Raw genomic sequence first — 15,698 nt, forward strand, 5'->3', positions numbered from 1 at the left:
GTTTCCGGGGATTCATCGGCTCCGGTACTCCCGCGCGGGTCTTCCCCGACCGGGTTCCAGAGAGGGTCCCCGGGAAGTCCTTTGCGTATCCCGATACAAACCAAGAGAAAAACACCGCTCCTGCGGTCCCTGCATATCTGAATGCATGGATACACTGAATGCTTATGCACTATTTCGTACCCAAACGTTGCACCGAGTCGAACAAGATCATGTATCACGACAAAGCAACGGCTCAGCAAGCTGCCGACCAAAGTTGGCGTGAACGCGGCACCGAGCTATGGGTATATCGTTGCGAATTCTGCGGAACATGGCATCTGACGCATCGCGATCCACAATCCAACTACACATATGTACCATTCAACCAACAGCTCAAGCCCCATTCCCGCAAGAAAGGCTACAAGCCCCGCAGAAAATAGTCGTTCAAATCCGATTTCGGCGCAATCCGCGCTTCCGCAAATCGCCGACGATGGAAGGCGCATAGCTGATTCGTCGTTAAAAAACATGTGTCCTGTCCGGCGAAAACCGAACAGGACAATCATTATGATGGCAAAAAGTATAGGACACAAGCCCGGGAGCTTGAGGCAGTGAAGTCTAGCGGTCCAAACGGAAGCCCTGACGTTTGGCGTTCGGGGCCACGGTCTTACCGTTCACGCCTTCATCGACTGCGTTGGACGCAATCTGATCGCTGAATGCATCAACCGGACGGTCGGTGTTGCGCAAGTCGTAATACCGGTGCACTTTCTCGTCAAACTCAGCCAAGCCGGACAGCACGCTTTCGTCGCTCTCCGGATACTCGTTCTCAAAGAATTGCATCGTACGTGGCATGCGAGGCTTGACATCGGGATCCTGATCCGGCTTGCCGATGGCAAGGCCCAACACGGGGTACGTGTATTCCGGCAGATTCAGCAGATCGATCAGCGCCGGAACGTCATTCAGCAGCGAGCCGAGAATCACGCAGCCAAGGCCGAGTGAGTATGCGGCCGTTTCCATCGCATGCAGGGCCAGTACGGCATCGTTCTGGGCCTGTGAGTAGCGGTAACTGCCATTCAGCGTAAACGTGTCGGAAGTGGTATCTATGCCCTTTGTGGAAGCGATCGCGGCATTGCGGTGTTCGTCAAGTACGAACACATACAGCAGTGGCGCGGTGGCGATATACGGCTGTCCGCCGATTTCGGCGAGACGCTTCTTGGCTGCGGGATCGGTCACGCGGATTGCGGACCAGTCATTGAGGAACTGGCTGCTCGCCGCATGCTGTGCAACGGTTTCAAGGGTTTCGATGACATCATCCCCCAGCGGCTTCGACTTGAATTTGCGGATGGAACGACGTTCCAGCAGAGTGTCAACGGTGGCATTGTGAAGAAGATTGCTCATGTCACCCATTTTCGTCCGTTTTGCAGGATTACGCAAGGATGCCTTGGTTCAGCCGGTAGAGGATTCCGGATTCTTCGGCAGCAGGATCCGCAACGTGAACACACTGTCGGTATCATCCACCTGCATGGTGCCGCCGTACTGTTCGACCGTGTGCAGCATGCTTTTCATGCCGAATCCGTGTCGGGTGGCATCCTGATGCGTCGTAATGGGCAGGCCATTACGAAAACGCAGCCGACGCTGATGATAGTTCTGAATCTGAATCAGCATCAGGTTGCCTTGTGATGAGAAGCGTACGTTGATTACCCTCTTGGATGGGTCATTCAGTTCCATGGTGGCGTTGATGGCATTGTCGAGCGCGTTGCCGAACAGTGCATAGATATCCGCGACCTGCATGAAGTCCAGTGAATCGCCGCTCGGCATGCAGGTGAGTTGAATATCGTGAGATTGACAGTACAGGCCTTTTTCCATCAGTACGGTATTGAGGGCCTTGTTGCCTGTGTCGATGCGGGTGTCGTAGATCATGATCGCCTGTTCGGCTTCGGCGAAGTATGCGTCACGCTCCGGGCTTTCCTGCATGGTCTGCAGCGTGCGAATCTGATGTTTCAGGTCGTGGCACTTACGATTGATGATGTCAATCGTCTCCTGGCTGACCGTATACTGCTTCTGTTGCTGCAGCAGCGTGTATCGTACGCCGTCGAGTTCGCGCTGCAGTTCGGCCTTGTCATGATTGCTGCGCTGAGCCCACATGATGTAAAAGCAGCATAATGCGTCACTGATGTGGTAGACCACGCCATGGAGTGAGACATCATCATGGCACAACACGCCCAATACCCACACGAACAGCAGAATGCAGGCCATGGGGAACAGGTCATTGCGATTCACCCGATAATGTCCATGCACTGCGAGTTTGCGTGCAAACATGATGAAGAACGCGCCGTAGATGGCGATATAGATCACCGTGGTCAACAGTCCGTTGAGGAGCGTGGGCAGATCCGGCGTTGTGTGTCCGAGTGCGATGCTGAGTGCCAGATAGCATTCGTTGGCCGCATGCTGCGTGGCGTTCGCACAGATGGTGCAGTAGAGTACTTCCGACAATCCCGCCTGCAGACACAACGCCACTGCGGGAAGGCATATGACCGCGAATGCAGGCCAATACAGTATGGCCAACAGCAGGTTGTCGGGTACCGTGACGGCGGCGCCGAACATATAGGCGATCATTAGCAGAACAATGGTACATGAAGCGAATCGTGCGGGGAAACGACGTCGTTTTGCGACCGGAATCATGAACAGTAGGCAGGCCACGATGATCTGTGCCATGTAGGAAACCTGCAGCCAGGCGTGGTCGATCATACGCTGGTGCCTCCCATGTATTCGGTGAGTGCGTTCATAAACGGTTTCTTTTTGGTTCGGCTGATTGGCAGCCAGTCGCCTCCGACCTGCACGGAGTCCTTGGCCACGGCCGTAACCTGCTTGAGATTGACCAGATAGCTGTTATTGCAGCGTTCGAACGGCAATCCCTCCAGTTTGGCTTCCCAGTTGCGTAGGGAGTCACGTTGCCGGATGACGCCTTGTGTGGTGTGGAAGGACAGATGGTGCCCACGCACTTCCACATAGTAGAGATTGTCGGATGAAATGCGTAGAAAACCGTCCGTCGTCGGGAAAACGAGCGATTTCCTACGGCGATTGCCGATCAGTGCCAGAATACCGCGCATTTTGATGGAGAAGGAGTAGTAGTTGATGGGTTTGAGTATGAAATCCAACGCATGTACGGCATAGCCATGAATCGCCATTTGCGCCATGTTGGTGACGAATACCAGTGGAACATCGGCGTCCATCTGACGTAGGCGTTGTGCGGCGGACATGCCGTCGGTGCCGGGCATGTCGATATCCATGCAGACCAGGTCGAAGGAGCGGTCGTAGCCGTCAAGAAAATCATCGGCGCCGGCAAATTCAATGATGACGATTGCGGATCCGCTCTCCTGCGCAAGCCGTTCGAACGATGCCTGCAGGGTCTTGCGTTCGTCGGCGTCATCGTCGATGATTGCGATCCTCACGGTGTTTATGCCTCCTCATTGCGACGGATTCCATTATAGGAAATGTCGCATGCTCGGGTCGAATGACAAAAGAGCCAGTTATGCCCCTGGGAATGACCAGTTACGCCATCCGGGAAGGTAGGGGGTGGCCGTGCCGCGCACCATGGAATTGACATTGATGTCGGTATCAACATGTGAAAACGAAGGAGTCGAGATGAAAGGGAATTCCGGTCTGCTGTGGCGAGGGCTCACATCGGTGACAGGCACATTGCTGGTGCTTGGCATCTGTGGGACGCAATGCTCGTACATGTATGCGGGAACGATCAACTCCGCGCTGGGAACGTCCAGCACGAGAATCGTCGCCGGTGAAGGCGGCGGAAACACTACGTACTACGCCAGCGAATATGGCGACTTGAATGCCGAAAATCTACAGAAGCTCATCGCCGACGCGTACGGCGAGTCCGTGCTTGAGCAGGAGGAGGGTTCGGTGCTGTTGCGCAACAACGACGGCACGCTGCCGCTTGCCTCAGACAAACATGTCACGTTGTTCGGCCACGCCGTGGTGCAGCCGGTCTACAGCCCGGGTGGCGCCAACAGTGCCGCCGACACCGGCAAATATGTGATTGATCTGAAATCCGCACTGGAACATGCCGGTTTCTCGGTGAACAACACTCTGTTTGAAGCCTATTCGAAGAGCGATACCAAGCGTGTGGCCAGCAACAACCTGCAGGTTTCCGGCGATCCACGTTCGAATGGCGCGTTGAATGACGCCCCGGTGCTTGGCGAGGAGCCGGCATCGTTCTATACCAATCAGCTCAAGGCCAGCTGGCAGGACGATTACCACGATGTCGCCATCGTCATGCTTGCCCGTGAAGGCGGTGAAGACAAGGAGATGATGATGAAGGATCCGGAGGGCATCAGTGCTCTGAGTCTGCATCAGGATGAGAAGGACCTGCTGCAGATGATCAAGGATTCCGGCAAGTTCTCCAAGACCATCGTGCTGCTCAATTCCGCCTTTCCGATGGAGGTTGGCTGGCTTGATGACTACGGTGTGGATGCCTGCATGTGGATCGGCAATCCAGGGCAGCGTGGTTTCGAAGGAGTGGCCAATCTGTTGGTGGGCAAGGCCAACCCTTCGGGCCGTTTGACCGACACGTATGCCGTCGATTCCATGTCGTCGCCGGCCGCGCACACTTCCAGCCAGAACTCAAACCAATGGACGAACGTCGATGAAGTGAACGCCGCAGTCAGCGATAAGCCGGTCAATATCGATAATGTGACCGTACAGTCCGAGAACATCTATGTCGGCTATAAATACTATGAGACCCGCTACGCGGACGCCGTGACGAATCCGGGCAGCGGGGCGGCCAGCTCGGTCGGAGCTTCACATGGTGCCTCGGCATGGAACTATGCGGACGAAGTCAGTTATCCGTTTGGGTACGGTCTGAGCTACACCACTTTTGAACAGACGCTCGACGGTGTGAGCTACGACCGTGACAAGGATGAATTCACCGCCAAGGTAACGGTGAAGAATACCGGTGATATTGCGGGTGCCTCTGTAGTGGAACTGTATGCGCAGACCCCGTATGGCGAATATGAGCGGAAGAATCTGGTCGAGAAATCCGCCATCCAGCTTGCCGGCCAAGGCCGTACCAAGACATTGCAGCCGGGTGCTTCCGAAACCGTGGACGTTACGGTGGACCGCTACCTGTTGGCCAGCTATGACTATACCAAGGCCAAGGGCTATATTCTGAGCGCCGGTGACTACTATTTCACCATTGGCGACAATGCGCATGATGCTTTGAATAATGTACTTGCGGCCGAAAACGCCACTGGTATGACCGACTTCGATGGCAAGCCGGTGGAAGGGGATGCGGCCAAAACCTACCGGTGGTCGTATGACGACGTCGACACCAAGACCTATGCCAAATCCGATGCGGGCGAACGGGTCACCAACCGGTTCGAGGATGCCGACGCGAACTATTGGAAGGATGGTGCCGTCACCTATCTGACCCGTTCCGATTGGAAAGGCACCTTCCCGACCGAACCGGTCAAGATGACCGCTACCGGCAAGATGATCGAACTGCTTAAGGGTGATCTGTATCGGCAGTCCAAGGACTCCAAGTCCGTCAGCGACTACACGCAGGGAGCCGACAATGGTCTGACGTTCGTGATGATGAAAGACGTCGATTACAACGATGACGAGACCTGGAACAAATATCTTGACGAAATGACCATCGATGAGATGACCACCCAGCTTTCCGATTTGTTCGGCACGGCCGAAGCGGCTTCCGTGAACCGACCGGCGTATGCGGCTGGTGACGGTACCGCCAGCGTCGGCGGCAATACCTACGCCAAAGAGTACGGTGACGCCCGTGACGTCACCCTGTATCCGGCGACCAATGTGCTCGCCAGCACTTGGGATTACGGACGCATGCAACGTCGTGGCGAACTGGTCGGTGAGGAAGCCCTGTATGCCAAGACCCCGGTCGGATGGGGTGGTGGCGGCAATCTGCACCGCACTCCGTTCGGCGGGCGCAATGGCGAATACTGGTCCGAAGACAGCATCATGGTCTACCTTGACAACCTCGTGGAACTTTCAGCTGCTCAGAAGAAAGGCTTCGCACAGGGTGTCAAGCATGTTGCAGGCAATGATCAGGAGCTGTATCGCGAAGGTCTGAACATGTTCTTCAACGAGCAGGCATTCCGCGAGGGTGCGCTCAAGGGCATGGAAGGCATCGTCAGCAACGAGAACGCCACCGCTTTGATGATGTCGTTCAACAGACTCGGTGTGGTCTGGTCCTCAGCCAGCACCGCGCTGACCACTCAGGTGATCCGCAACGAATGGGGCTTTAAGGGCATGATCGAAACCGACGGCGTGGCCGGCGGCTCCTACAAGTCGCATTTCCCGTCATCATTGGCAGCAGGCGTGACCACCTACTGCATCGATCCGGGCAATACCGCGGCCGCAGGCATCAAGAAGCAGATCGAAGACAATGACGACGGCGATATGCTCGGCTATCTGCGCACCTCAATGAAGAGCTTCCACTATGCGCTGACTCGTACCAGCCTGATCAACGGGTTGGATGCCAACGCCAAAGTGGTCAAAGTCACCCCTTGGTGGCGTTACGCGATCTTCGGTGTGGATGCGGCGTTTGCGTTAATGACGCTTGGCTGCGCCTGCATGATGTGGCGTTCCGGACGTCGAGGCAAGAATGCGCGGGAAACGGTCAAGGTCGAATCCGAAACCGCGACGGGAAAGTGAGGAATCATCATGAATAGCAGAACTCCATCCATGTTCTCCGACAGAACTATCGGCTTTTACCTAGGGCTCGCCGCCGGTGTGATGGCCATCGTCTCACTGGTTGCCTACGCCATGTATGCCGTTGCCGCCGGCTCATACAACGTGTGGGTCATCGCACCGCTTGTGTTGGTCGTGCTTGCGCAGGCCGCGACCATACCTCTTGACAATGACTGGCTGATTGCCGCAACGCCGGCGATAGGCATGATCGCATGGTGTGCGTTCGTCATGGAATGCATGTATACGTTCGTCGGCCATTTCATGAATCTGAACATGTTCGGCGACCAGAGCCTGTTCGGTCCGGTCATGACGGTGACCGTGCTGACCGCAGTCACCGTGCTGATGCTCATGGTGTCGTCATTCATGCGTAAACGTAAGTAGGCTGCCAGCCTTCCGTCATTTGTCAGACGTCGTTCGGGCAAAGGGGCGCCACGATCGTTCTTGCGCCCGAATGACGACCTTCCTTCGTGAACGTCTTTGAAAGCACCATCATGAACAGAATCCCATTCAATACCGGCTGGACGTGCCGTCCGGCCGCATCCGAGGCCGAGGAAGTGCCGGTGACCATTCCCCACGACGCCATGCAGTGGGATCCGAAAAGCGCCGACAGCCCATCCGGAATGAACAGCGGCTGGTACAGCGCTCGCGACTACCTGTACACCAAGCATTTCTCTTCCGCCAACATTCGCAGATCTTCCGGTGATCTCACCCTGCTCGAGTTCGAAGGTGTCTACCGTAATGCCCGCATACGATTGAACGGTAGGCTGATCGCCTCCCATGATTATGGCTATTCCGGCTTCTATGCGAATCTGAGCGAGTACATAGCCGAAGGCGACAACGTGTTGACGGTCGAAGCGTATAACAGCGACCAGCCGAACTGTCGCTGGTATTCCGGTACCGGCATCTATCGTCCGGTATGGCTATGTGTCATGCCGGAGCGACATATCATGCCCGACGGCGTGCGCATAACGACGGTCGATTACCGTACCGGACGCATCGCGGTCGACGTACGCACCAGCCATCCGGGAGTCGTATATGTGAGCGTTCTCGATGCCGACGGCAGGTCCATGGCGCAATTCAAGGCGTTGTCGGATCGGCTCGATGGGCGGGGCAATCTCATGCATGAGGAATGCGTGATTCCCGATGTTCGCCTGTGGAACACCGATGAGCCGAATCTCTACACCTGTGTGGTGCGGTTCGGTGATGACGAGCAACGTGAGGTCTTCGGCGTGCGCACGGTGGAATGTGATGCGCGACGGGGATTCCGTATCAATGGCGAACGTGTGATCCTGCGTGGTTGCTGCATCCACCATGACAACGGACTGCTGGGCGCATGCGCATATCCGGCCGCCGAGGAACGCAAGGTGGCGTTGCTGAAAGGCGGCGGTTACAATGCCATCCGTTCCGCGCACAATCCTTGTTCCAAGGCGTTGCTTGACGCCTGTGACCGACTGGGCATGTTGATGCTCGACGAGTATGTGGACGGCTGGTACATCCATAAGACCCGCTACGACTACGGCACTGAAGTGGAGGCGAACTATCGTGATGATCTGGCCGATCTGGTGGCCAAGGACTATAACCATCCGAGCGTGATCATGTATTCGATCGGCAATGAGGTGTCGGAAACCGCGCAGCCGCGAGGTATCGCTCTGACCGACGCCATGACGCAATATCTGCATGGGCTCGATGCGACCAGACCAGTGACCTGCGGCGTCAATATCTTCTTCAATTTCCTGTCATCCATGGGACTTGGCGTGTATACCGACGAAAAAGCGATGAAGGAAATCGAACATTCCGGCAAGAAGAAGGCGGTCGGCAGCGAATTCTTCAATCGGCTCGCAGGCATCATGGGAGCCGACTTCATGAAGTTCGGTGCGACCTTGCCTCCTTGCGATTGGAAGACGCGCGGCGCGTTCGCCGTGATGGACGTTGCCGGATACAACTACGGCATCCGCCGATACAGGCATGACCTGAACAGATATCCGGATCGCGTGATCGTCGGCTCGGAAACCTTCTGCTCGGATGCGGCGCGATTCTGGGATTTGGCGCAGAACAATCCGCGGCTGATCGGTGATTTCGTATGGTCCGGTATGGATTATCTCGGGGAAGTCGGTATCGGCTCGCAGGAGTATGCGGAATATGCCAAGAACTTCGACGGATCACTTGGCTGGATGAGTGCGGGCGCCGGTCGATTCGACCTGACCGGCAAGCCTTTGGCGGAGGCTTCATACACTCAGGTCGCATTCGGTCTGAAACCGATTGCGATCGGCGTGGTGCCGGTCGGTCTTGGCCGTGAACATTCGCCGTCCGCCTGGAAGATGACCAATGCGGTCGAAAGTTGGTCGTGGGACGGGCAGGAAGGTGAACGCACGCAAGTGGAGGTATATGCGCGTGCCGCCAGGGTGAAACTCTTGCTGAACGGGCGTGAAATCGGGTCGGCTCGTGTCGGACGTGACGCTCGCGTGACATTCACGGCCGTCTACAGGCCGGGCAGTCTGACGGCGGTGGCGTATGACGACGACGGCGTGGAAATCGCGAGAACATCACTGGCCACGGCAGGCAAGGAAACGAGATTGCATGCCGTGCCGGAAGCGGAGCGCATCGCGCTCGATGAAGGGCTCGCATATGTGCGGTTCATGTATGCCGACGCTGCGGGAACCGTCAAACCATTGCTGCGAGGTGACGTGCATATCGAAGTGGAAAACGGCGAAATCCTGGGTTTTGGCAGCGCCTGTCCATACTACGAGCGTAGCTATCGCAGCGATACCGCCGACACCTACTACGGCGAGGCGATGGCCATCATCAGGCCTTGCGAGACGGGAATCCTCAGCGTGAAGGCAAGCAGTCCGTACGGTGAGGCCACGGCTCGAATCGAGGTGAGATAATGGCGGTCAATCCTTGGCGAACCTTTGCGAGGAATCATCCGAAGGCCGCAAAATGGGTCTGGCAGATAGGCGTGTTCTATCTGTTCAGTCTGGCGGTCACCGTGCTGCAATATGCGCTGTTCACGTTCCTGCCGTATCTGTTTGGCGAGGGGCTGGCCTCCACGGCATTCATGTGGCCGCATATTCCGATATCGTTCGCAGGCATCGACTACTCGTGGAATGTGCTTGGCTATGAGGTGGCGCGCAATGCGGCCGGGGAAGTGGTGATCGGCGGTGGCCTTGGATATTTCCTGAGCTATGAGATCGGATCATTCGTGGCGCAGTGCGTCAATTTCCCGCTGCAACGCAACGTGACGTTCAAATCACATGGCAACGTGGCATATCAGATACTGTGGTACTTCATCGCATGGGTGCTGATCTCATTGTTCTGCAACGCCATCAACGGCCTGTGGCTGCCGCTGGCGCAGGCACGGTTCGATCCAGCCGTATACAATCTGCTGGTCACGTTCATCACCGGAGGCGTGTCCATGGTGATCTACTTCTTCGTATACAAGATCATCTTCCCGGAGGGCAAGTCGGACGATCGGTGATGATCGTGCTACCTGCGCTTGGCATGGCGATGATTGACGATGGCCTTGGAACCGCGGTCGGACAGTTGAGAGACCAGTGCGCCCAAGGCTGCGGAGATGACGGCGAAGGCGATGCCGAGGATGGCGTCCTTGCGTGCGTCGGTGGTGCCGTCGGGAAGGGTCGCCTTGCGGCCAACGCTCTTCTTCCACGCCATCTCGAACACCTTGCCGAACGCCAGTCCGACCAGCGTAGGCATGGCGAATTTGAAGATTTTGTCACCGAAGGAATCGGGATCGCTCAGTCTCTGATCGCGCTTGGCGTTCACTTTCCCGTCGATGTTGTGCAGGGCCGCTACCACACGGTCCGCTGTAGATTCCAGATCTGGCGTTTCACTCATGGTTCCATAGTAATGCGTGATCGACGTGCTTTCCTGCCAATCCGGATGGGCGAAGCGCGTAGCGGAATGATGTTGCGATTTCCGAAGACACGAGGGAGCAAGTGCAGGGGTTCATGGGCGGGGTCGGTTAGAGTAGGGATATGACTGAAAATCATGTTGGAAGCAAGGACGCTTCCGTTGTTGCGCCCGGACGCTTGGTGCTGTTGCGTCACGGACAGACGGTGTGGAGCGAATCCGGTCAGCATACCGGACGCACTGATATTCCATTGACCGACACCGGTCGACTACAGGCCGAATCCGCGGGAGAGCGCTTGCGTTCGGCCTTCCCGAATGGTTTCGATCCAGGCTGCATGTTCGCAAGTCCGCTTCGCCGTGCCCGCCAGACCGCGGCGCTCGCCGGTTACGGCGATTACAGGATCCTGCCCGAGATCGCCGAATGGGATTACGGTCGCGCCGAGGGGCGCACACGCCAGCAGGTCAGCGAGGCCAGCGGTTTCGCCTGGGACGTATGGCGGGATGGTCCGCGCTCGCTGAACCCCGGACTTGAAGGCGATTGGATTGAGACATTGCCGTCCGGCGAGCAGGTTCCGGTGCATAACGGTCCGGGCGAGGACGTGGAGGAGGCCGCCGCGCGTACGCGGGACGCCATCGAACGGGTATTGCCGTTACTGAACGTCGGCCACGATGTGCTGCTGGTGGCTCATGCGCATATTCTGCGCATCCTCACTTCGCAATGGTTGGGCGTCGACCCGCATTTCGCCCGTCTGCTGCGGCTCGATACCGCGCATTACTGCATCCTGAGCCAGTACAAGGGTGACAATGTCATAGAGCGTTGGAACTGCTGAAGACATATCGGATGGAAGGTCGGTTGCCTACCGGCATTTGCAGCAGTCTGGCACAATCAGCCGTCATAACGGCGGTATGACAATGATGTAAACGCATTCAGCATATAATGAGACAATCGCCGTAAGACGGCGCTAATCATATGCAAGGAGTGCACATGCAGGCCAATATCGAGGACGTGGCACAGCTGGCTGGTGTCTCCATCGCTACGGTTTCGCGTACTTTCAAGCATCCTGACGTGGTAGCGAAGAAGACACGTGACAAGGTTCTGGCTGCCGCAAATGAACTGAATTTTTCGATCTCTCGCTCCGCCACTGTGTTTCAGGCCGGGCGGACGTACCGTATTGCCCTATTGCTGAACGATCGCTTTGCATCATGGTTCAACGCACGAATTTACGAGGGCCTTGATGCAGTGTTCAATCCGGCTGGTTACGACATCTCCGTCTACCCCATCTCCACCAAGGAAGACAGGCGCACTTTTTTCGAGAATCTACCGATTCGCCGCAACGCTGATGCCGTAATCATTCCCTCCTTCGACATAGACCCTGATGAGGCGAGTCGTTTGCAAAGCGCGAACCTACCGCTTGTCGGCATCAATGCATTGCCGGAAAGCGCCTTTACGTTGTCTGTTTCCATCGACGATGAGCAGGCGATGCAACTCGCTACGCGGTACCTTATTACATTGGGGCATCGAAATATCGCTTTCATTGGATTGACTCATACGAACCAGTCGCATCTGCAATTCAGCGCAAGCCGCCGCGTCGCCGGTTTCCGAAAGGAATGTAAGACTGCCGGAATATCGCCGATTGTGTTGAGCGTAGCCGAAGACGAGCAGCGCGTCGACAACGCATTGACGCAACTGTTTACATTGCCTACCATGCCAACTGCCATCTGCTGCCAGCAGGATTCGCTTGCCGTGCCGCTGTATGTTAAGTTGCAGCAACAGGGGTATGCCGTGCCGCACGATGTTTCCGTAATCGGATTTGATGATAATTTCTATGCACGTCAGCTCGGATTGACCACGGTTCGTCAGCAACCTCATGATATGGGTGTGATTGCAGCACGGCGCACTCTTGCATTGCTGCGTGGTGAACAGGTGGAGTGCCGACATGAAACGCTTCCTGTGCAGTTGATGTTCCGTACCAGCACGACTTCGAGATCCGGCGAGGCGTTTTGTCGGGAATCGTGAGTATGACTCATGCGTCTGTATGGCCGTTCATGCACAGCCACATGCGGCGATCGGAATTCGATTTCCGATCGCCGCATGTGGCTACGCCTTGCTTATGGCAAAGAGAAGGTCTTAACTGTTCAGATCCTTGGGCTCCGGCAGTGAACCCAAAGCCTTTTTGTTATTTGCCCATTCAGTCTTCCAACCGTCGACGAATGCGTTTTCGACCGCATCCCACTTGCCGGTGCCTTGCACATATTCGGTCAGTGTGCCACAGATGCCATTCTTCCATTCCTGATCTGGAACGTAGATGTTGTAGATGGTCTTCTTGCCCGCCTTGGTGTAGGATTGCGCGGCAGCTATCAGCGGATTGTTAGGCTTGTCGTCGTCGCCAAAGGTGGTATATGGTACGGCGAAGCCCATCTCCTTGGCCATGACCTCCTTGCCTGTGTCCGAGGATACCATCCACTTCATGAAGTTGAGCGTAGCCTTTTTGTCCTTATCGGAAGCGTTCTTGTTTACGCCCCATTGGTTCTCATAGATGGCGACCACACTGTAATCCTCTTCGCCCGGGATGCCCATCCAGTAAGGAAGCATACCGAGATCATCGTCGGCGACGTCATTGCCTTTGAGCTGAGTGTAGGTCCAAGTCCCGTTGGTCAGGAACGCGACCCGCCCAAGTGCGAATTCGGAGACAACCTCGTCGTTGATCTTCGAGCCGAGCATTTTCTTATCAGTCGGGCTGTTGTTCGCTTGTAGGTCGAAGAAGTCCTTGTACTGGCCGATATATTTACCTGTGATTTCAGGAGCGAAGGTTTTGCCTTCATCGCGGAATTCTGCGGAGATCGGAATGCGAGCCATGTGATCGTCAAAACGCCAGGAACCTGAGGTGTCAAGTCCTGGAGAGGCAAATGCGCCGTCGAGCCCTAGGTCATCCTTATGCGCCTGCATATCTTCGACAACGCTCTTCAGCACGCTATAGTTGATGATGTCAGCGTCGCTTTTGATTTTTGCGTAGCTCTTGGTGCAGTAGTTCTTGATGATTTTTTTATTGTAGATGATGCCGTTGTACTCCGCGACAAAGGGGATTGTGAGCGTGTTACTGTCGTCTGACATCGTCACTTCCTTGCCTTCGTCGGTGAGCAGTCCGTATACGTCGGTTTTCTGCATTGGCTCAAGATACTGTTTGATCTTGGCGAAGCTTGGGTAGCCGGATACGTTGAACATGGTTGGAGCATTGGACTTGCCGAGTTCGGAGGTCAGCGTCGATTCGTAATTGTCGGAGGTTGCAGTCTGTACGTTAACCTGTATGCCTGTTTCCTTGGTGTATTCATCGGCCAGTTCCTGGAATTGATCGACGACTTCCGGCTTGCTGTTGAGATAGTAGACTTGCCCCTTATCGTTGTCGGAGCTGGACAATCCGCACGCGGACATACCGCCGACGCTCATAAGCATGGCCGTAGCGGCGGCGATGAACTTGATTTTCTTCTTCACCATCGGTTCCTCCTTGAAGACGAGGGTTGTCGCACGAATTGCCGCGCAACATAATGTAAACACATTCATTATTTTTTGTCAAAACTAATGATTTGGTATGATTCTCAATCATACAAACGTTTTCATAAAAATGTAAATTTAAGATTATGTCGTATGTATGGGTGACAGTTCAGTCGGACGTCCGCATCCATACCGAAGTGTCCTGCGGTAGTTTGCCATCCGTGGTGAGCGGGCCGGAAGAGAGCAGTATGACCCCTTGGGGCAATGCGACTGGGTCAAAACCAAAATTGGTGACGTTCATCCAGCCGCCAGGACGACGATAGGCGATTACTCCGCCTTCGCTGCCATCCGGGCCGTCCGGCCGTCCGGTTGTGCGGTCGAGTCCCTCCGCCCAGGCAAAAGTGGTGTCGGAAGTAAACAGTTCATGTCGGAGGGCCACCACCCGTCGGTAGAAGTTGAGCATGGAATTGGTGTCAGTCGACTGTGCGTCAACCGCATGATTCTTAAACCAGTGAGGTTGGGGCAGATGCGGTTCCCTGATATCCTTTGTGTCCGTGGTTCGTGTGAAGCCGAACGTGCCGTTGCCGTGTCTGCCGACATGGCCGAATTCATCGCCTTCATGGTCGAGTTCGGGGGTGTCCGTAGCCACCCATGGCAGCGGTACACGGCAGCCGTCGCGCCCCTTGTTGATATTGGCTCCGCTGGTATGCAGCGCCCATGGGTCTTCAAGACGATTCCACGGGATGTCGGCGACTTCGAACAAGCCGAGCTCCTCGCCCTGATAGATGTATGCTGAACCGGGCAAACCCATTTCCAGCATCAGCGCTGCTTTCGATCGTTGCGTTCCTTTGGCTCGGTCCTCCCGGTAGGTGGCGCCTCCGCGCAACACCCAATCGCGTGGGAATGCGTGATATAAGCCATTGTCAGCCGGGACCTGCGGAAGTGCGAAACGGGTTGCGGAGCGAATTAAATCATGATTGTTCAGCACCCAAGTGGATGTGGAGCCCGCCCGTTCAGCCTGTTTCAGCCCGTTCTCGATGGCGGCATGCATGTCGTTGCGGGCCCAGATTTGCTTTGCGAATTCGAAGTTGAAGGTTTGTCCAAGCTCGTCAGGGCTGGAATAGAGGTATTGCCTATCTGGATTCACCCATGCCTCGGCCACGGCGAAACGTGGCGGATCATACTCGTTGAATACTCTACGCCATGAACGGTAGATGTCATGTACGCCATTGCGGTCGTAAACGGGATGACTGCCGTCTGAGGGCAAGAAGTGGCATGCGTCTATGCTCCATTCGTCAAGATCATCGCGATTGAGATCCTTGACCAGTGCGTGCGCCACGTCCACACGGAAGCCGTCCGTACCGTGATCACACCAGAAGCGCAGGGTTTTCAGAAAATCTTCGCGCACCTCGGGATTGTCCCAGTTCCAGTCCGGTTGCTGCTCAGTGAACATGTGCAGGTACCATTGGCCGTCAGGTACTCGCTTCCATGCCGAACTGCCGAAATTGTCGATCCAGTTGGTGGGCGGGAGTTCGCCGTTTTCGCCGCGTCCCTCGCGGAAAATGAACCGGTCGCGTTCCGGCGAGCCGGGGGGTGCGTCTAGCGCCTGCTGGAACCAGGGGTGCATGTGCGAACA

At 55.9% G+C, this 15,698-nt stretch carries 13 protein-coding genes; 7 read left to right on the forward strand and 6 right to left on the reverse strand.

Annotated elements, in window-relative coordinates; genetic code table 11:
• The first annotated feature begins 164 nt into the window (after positions 1-164).
• Positions 165-416: a hypothetical protein gene (locus tag HMPREF1494_RS00735; RefSeq protein WP_034255864.1), complete on the forward strand. Its 252-nt coding sequence runs from the start codon at positions 165-167 to the stop codon at positions 414-416.
• Positions 417-591: 175 nt separating this feature from the next.
• On the opposite strand, the gene HMPREF1494_RS00740 is transcribed toward HMPREF1494_RS00735, so the two are convergent.
• From HMPREF1494_RS00740 to HMPREF1494_RS00750, 3 genes are read right to left on the reverse strand one after another with little or no spacing between them, the layout of a single operon-like run.
• Positions 592-1,371, reverse strand: a complete 780-nt coding sequence (locus HMPREF1494_RS00740; RefSeq protein ID WP_034518452.1) for a nitroreductase family protein — start codon at positions 1,369-1,371, stop codon at positions 592-594.
• 48 nt (positions 1,372-1,419) lie between these two features.
• Positions 1,420-2,721, reverse strand: coding sequence for an ATP-binding protein (locus HMPREF1494_RS00745; RefSeq protein WP_034518419.1), 1,302 nt, complete (start codon positions 2,719-2,721; stop codon positions 1,420-1,422).
• Positions 2,718-3,425, reverse strand: coding sequence for a LytR/AlgR family response regulator transcription factor (locus HMPREF1494_RS00750; RefSeq protein ID WP_231495283.1), 708 nt, complete (start codon positions 3,423-3,425; stop codon positions 2,718-2,720). Before HMPREF1494_RS00750 ends, HMPREF1494_RS00745 begins: the two co-directional genes overlap by 4 nt.
• A gap of 193 nt (positions 3,426-3,618) precedes the next feature.
• Between HMPREF1494_RS00750 and HMPREF1494_RS00755 the strand changes: the two genes are divergently transcribed.
• From HMPREF1494_RS00755 to HMPREF1494_RS00770, 4 genes are all read left to right on the forward strand, one after another.
• Positions 3,619-6,669, forward strand: coding sequence for a glycoside hydrolase family 3 C-terminal domain-containing protein (locus tag HMPREF1494_RS00755; RefSeq protein ID WP_231495284.1), 3,051 nt, complete (start codon positions 3,619-3,621; stop codon positions 6,667-6,669).
• A 9-nt stretch (positions 6,670-6,678) separates the two neighbouring features.
• A complete protein-coding gene (locus HMPREF1494_RS00760; protein ID WP_229088381.1) occupies positions 6,679-7,086 on the forward strand; it encodes a hypothetical protein in 408 nt (135 codons plus the stop codon).
• 110 nt (positions 7,087-7,196) lie between these two features.
• Positions 7,197-9,590 carry a glycoside hydrolase family 2 gene (locus HMPREF1494_RS00765; RefSeq protein ID WP_034518460.1) on the forward strand — a complete coding sequence of 798 codons (2,394 nt, stop codon included), beginning with the start codon at positions 7,197-7,199 and terminating at the stop codon, positions 9,588-9,590.
• Complete coding sequence (locus HMPREF1494_RS00770) at positions 9,590-10,180, forward strand: hypothetical protein (protein WP_003838177.1); 591 nt, start codon at positions 9,590-9,592, stop codon at positions 10,178-10,180. Before HMPREF1494_RS00765 ends, HMPREF1494_RS00770 begins: the two co-directional genes overlap by 1 nt.
• 8 nt (positions 10,181-10,188) lie before the next feature.
• Here HMPREF1494_RS00770 and HMPREF1494_RS00775 read toward each other — a convergent pair whose 3' ends face one another.
• Positions 10,189-10,557, reverse strand: coding sequence for a DUF4235 domain-containing protein (locus HMPREF1494_RS00775; protein WP_003843099.1), 369 nt, complete (start codon positions 10,555-10,557; stop codon positions 10,189-10,191).
• A 140-nt stretch (positions 10,558-10,697) separates the two neighbouring features.
• Between HMPREF1494_RS00775 and HMPREF1494_RS00780 the strand changes: the two genes are divergently transcribed.
• Both HMPREF1494_RS00780 and HMPREF1494_RS00785 read left to right on the forward strand, forming a co-directional pair.
• A complete protein-coding gene (locus HMPREF1494_RS00780) occupies positions 10,698-11,402 on the forward strand; it encodes a histidine phosphatase family protein (RefSeq protein WP_003838180.1) in 705 nt (234 codons plus the stop codon).
• A gap of 155 nt (positions 11,403-11,557) precedes the next feature.
• Positions 11,558-12,589: a LacI family DNA-binding transcriptional regulator gene (locus HMPREF1494_RS00785; protein WP_034518436.1), complete on the forward strand. Its 1,032-nt coding sequence runs from the start codon at positions 11,558-11,560 to the stop codon at positions 12,587-12,589.
• Between the two features lie 111 nt (positions 12,590-12,700).
• Here the strand turns inward: HMPREF1494_RS00785 and HMPREF1494_RS00790 are convergent, their stop codons facing one another.
• Together HMPREF1494_RS00790 and HMPREF1494_RS00795 are read right to left on the reverse strand one after the other, a co-directional pair.
• A complete protein-coding gene (locus tag HMPREF1494_RS00790) occupies positions 12,701-14,065 on the reverse strand; it encodes an ABC transporter substrate-binding protein (protein ID WP_034518449.1) in 1,365 nt (454 codons plus the stop codon).
• A gap of 166 nt (positions 14,066-14,231) precedes the next feature.
• Positions 14,232-15,698: alpha-amylase family glycosyl hydrolase (locus tag HMPREF1494_RS00795; protein ID WP_034518469.1), on the reverse strand; the 1,467-nt coding region annotated here is incomplete at its 5' end.

The sequence above is a fragment of the Bifidobacterium sp. MSTE12 genome, from assembly GCF_000513015.1.
In the GTDB taxonomy this organism is placed as follows: Bacteria; Actinomycetota; Actinomycetes; order Actinomycetales; family Bifidobacteriaceae; genus Bifidobacterium; species Bifidobacterium dentium.

Bases quoted from the DNA above. Each gene is read 5' to 3' on its own strand.
- HMPREF1494_RS00735 (WP_034255864.1), top strand. From the start codon at position 165: ATGCACTATTTCGTACCCAAACGTTGCACCGAGTCGAACAAGATCATG.
- HMPREF1494_RS00740 (WP_034518452.1), bottom strand. From the start codon at position 1,371: ATGAGCAATCTTCTTCACAATGCCACCGTTGACACTCTGCTGGAACGT.
- HMPREF1494_RS00745 (WP_034518419.1), bottom strand. From the start codon at position 2,721: ATGATCGACCACGCCTGGCTGCAGGTTTCCTACATGGCACAGATCATC.
- HMPREF1494_RS00755 (WP_231495284.1), top strand. From the start codon at position 3,619: ATGAAAGGGAATTCCGGTCTGCTGTGGCGAGGGCTCACATCGGTGACA.
- HMPREF1494_RS00760 (WP_229088381.1), top strand. From the start codon at position 6,679: ATGAATAGCAGAACTCCATCCATGTTCTCCGACAGAACTATCGGCTTT.
- HMPREF1494_RS00765 (WP_034518460.1), top strand. From the start codon at position 7,197: ATGAACAGAATCCCATTCAATACCGGCTGGACGTGCCGTCCGGCCGCA.
- HMPREF1494_RS00770 (WP_003838177.1), top strand. From the start codon at position 9,590: ATGGCGGTCAATCCTTGGCGAACCTTTGCGAGGAATCATCCGAAGGCC.
- HMPREF1494_RS00775 (WP_003843099.1), bottom strand. From the start codon at position 10,557: ATGAGTGAAACGCCAGATCTGGAATCTACAGCGGACCGTGTGGTAGCG.
- HMPREF1494_RS00780 (WP_003838180.1), top strand. From the start codon at position 10,698: ATGACTGAAAATCATGTTGGAAGCAAGGACGCTTCCGTTGTTGCGCCC.
- HMPREF1494_RS00785 (WP_034518436.1), top strand. From the start codon at position 11,558: ATGCAGGCCAATATCGAGGACGTGGCACAGCTGGCTGGTGTCTCCATC.
- HMPREF1494_RS00790 (WP_034518449.1), bottom strand. From the start codon at position 14,065: ATGGTGAAGAAGAAAATCAAGTTCATCGCCGCCGCTACGGCCATGCTT.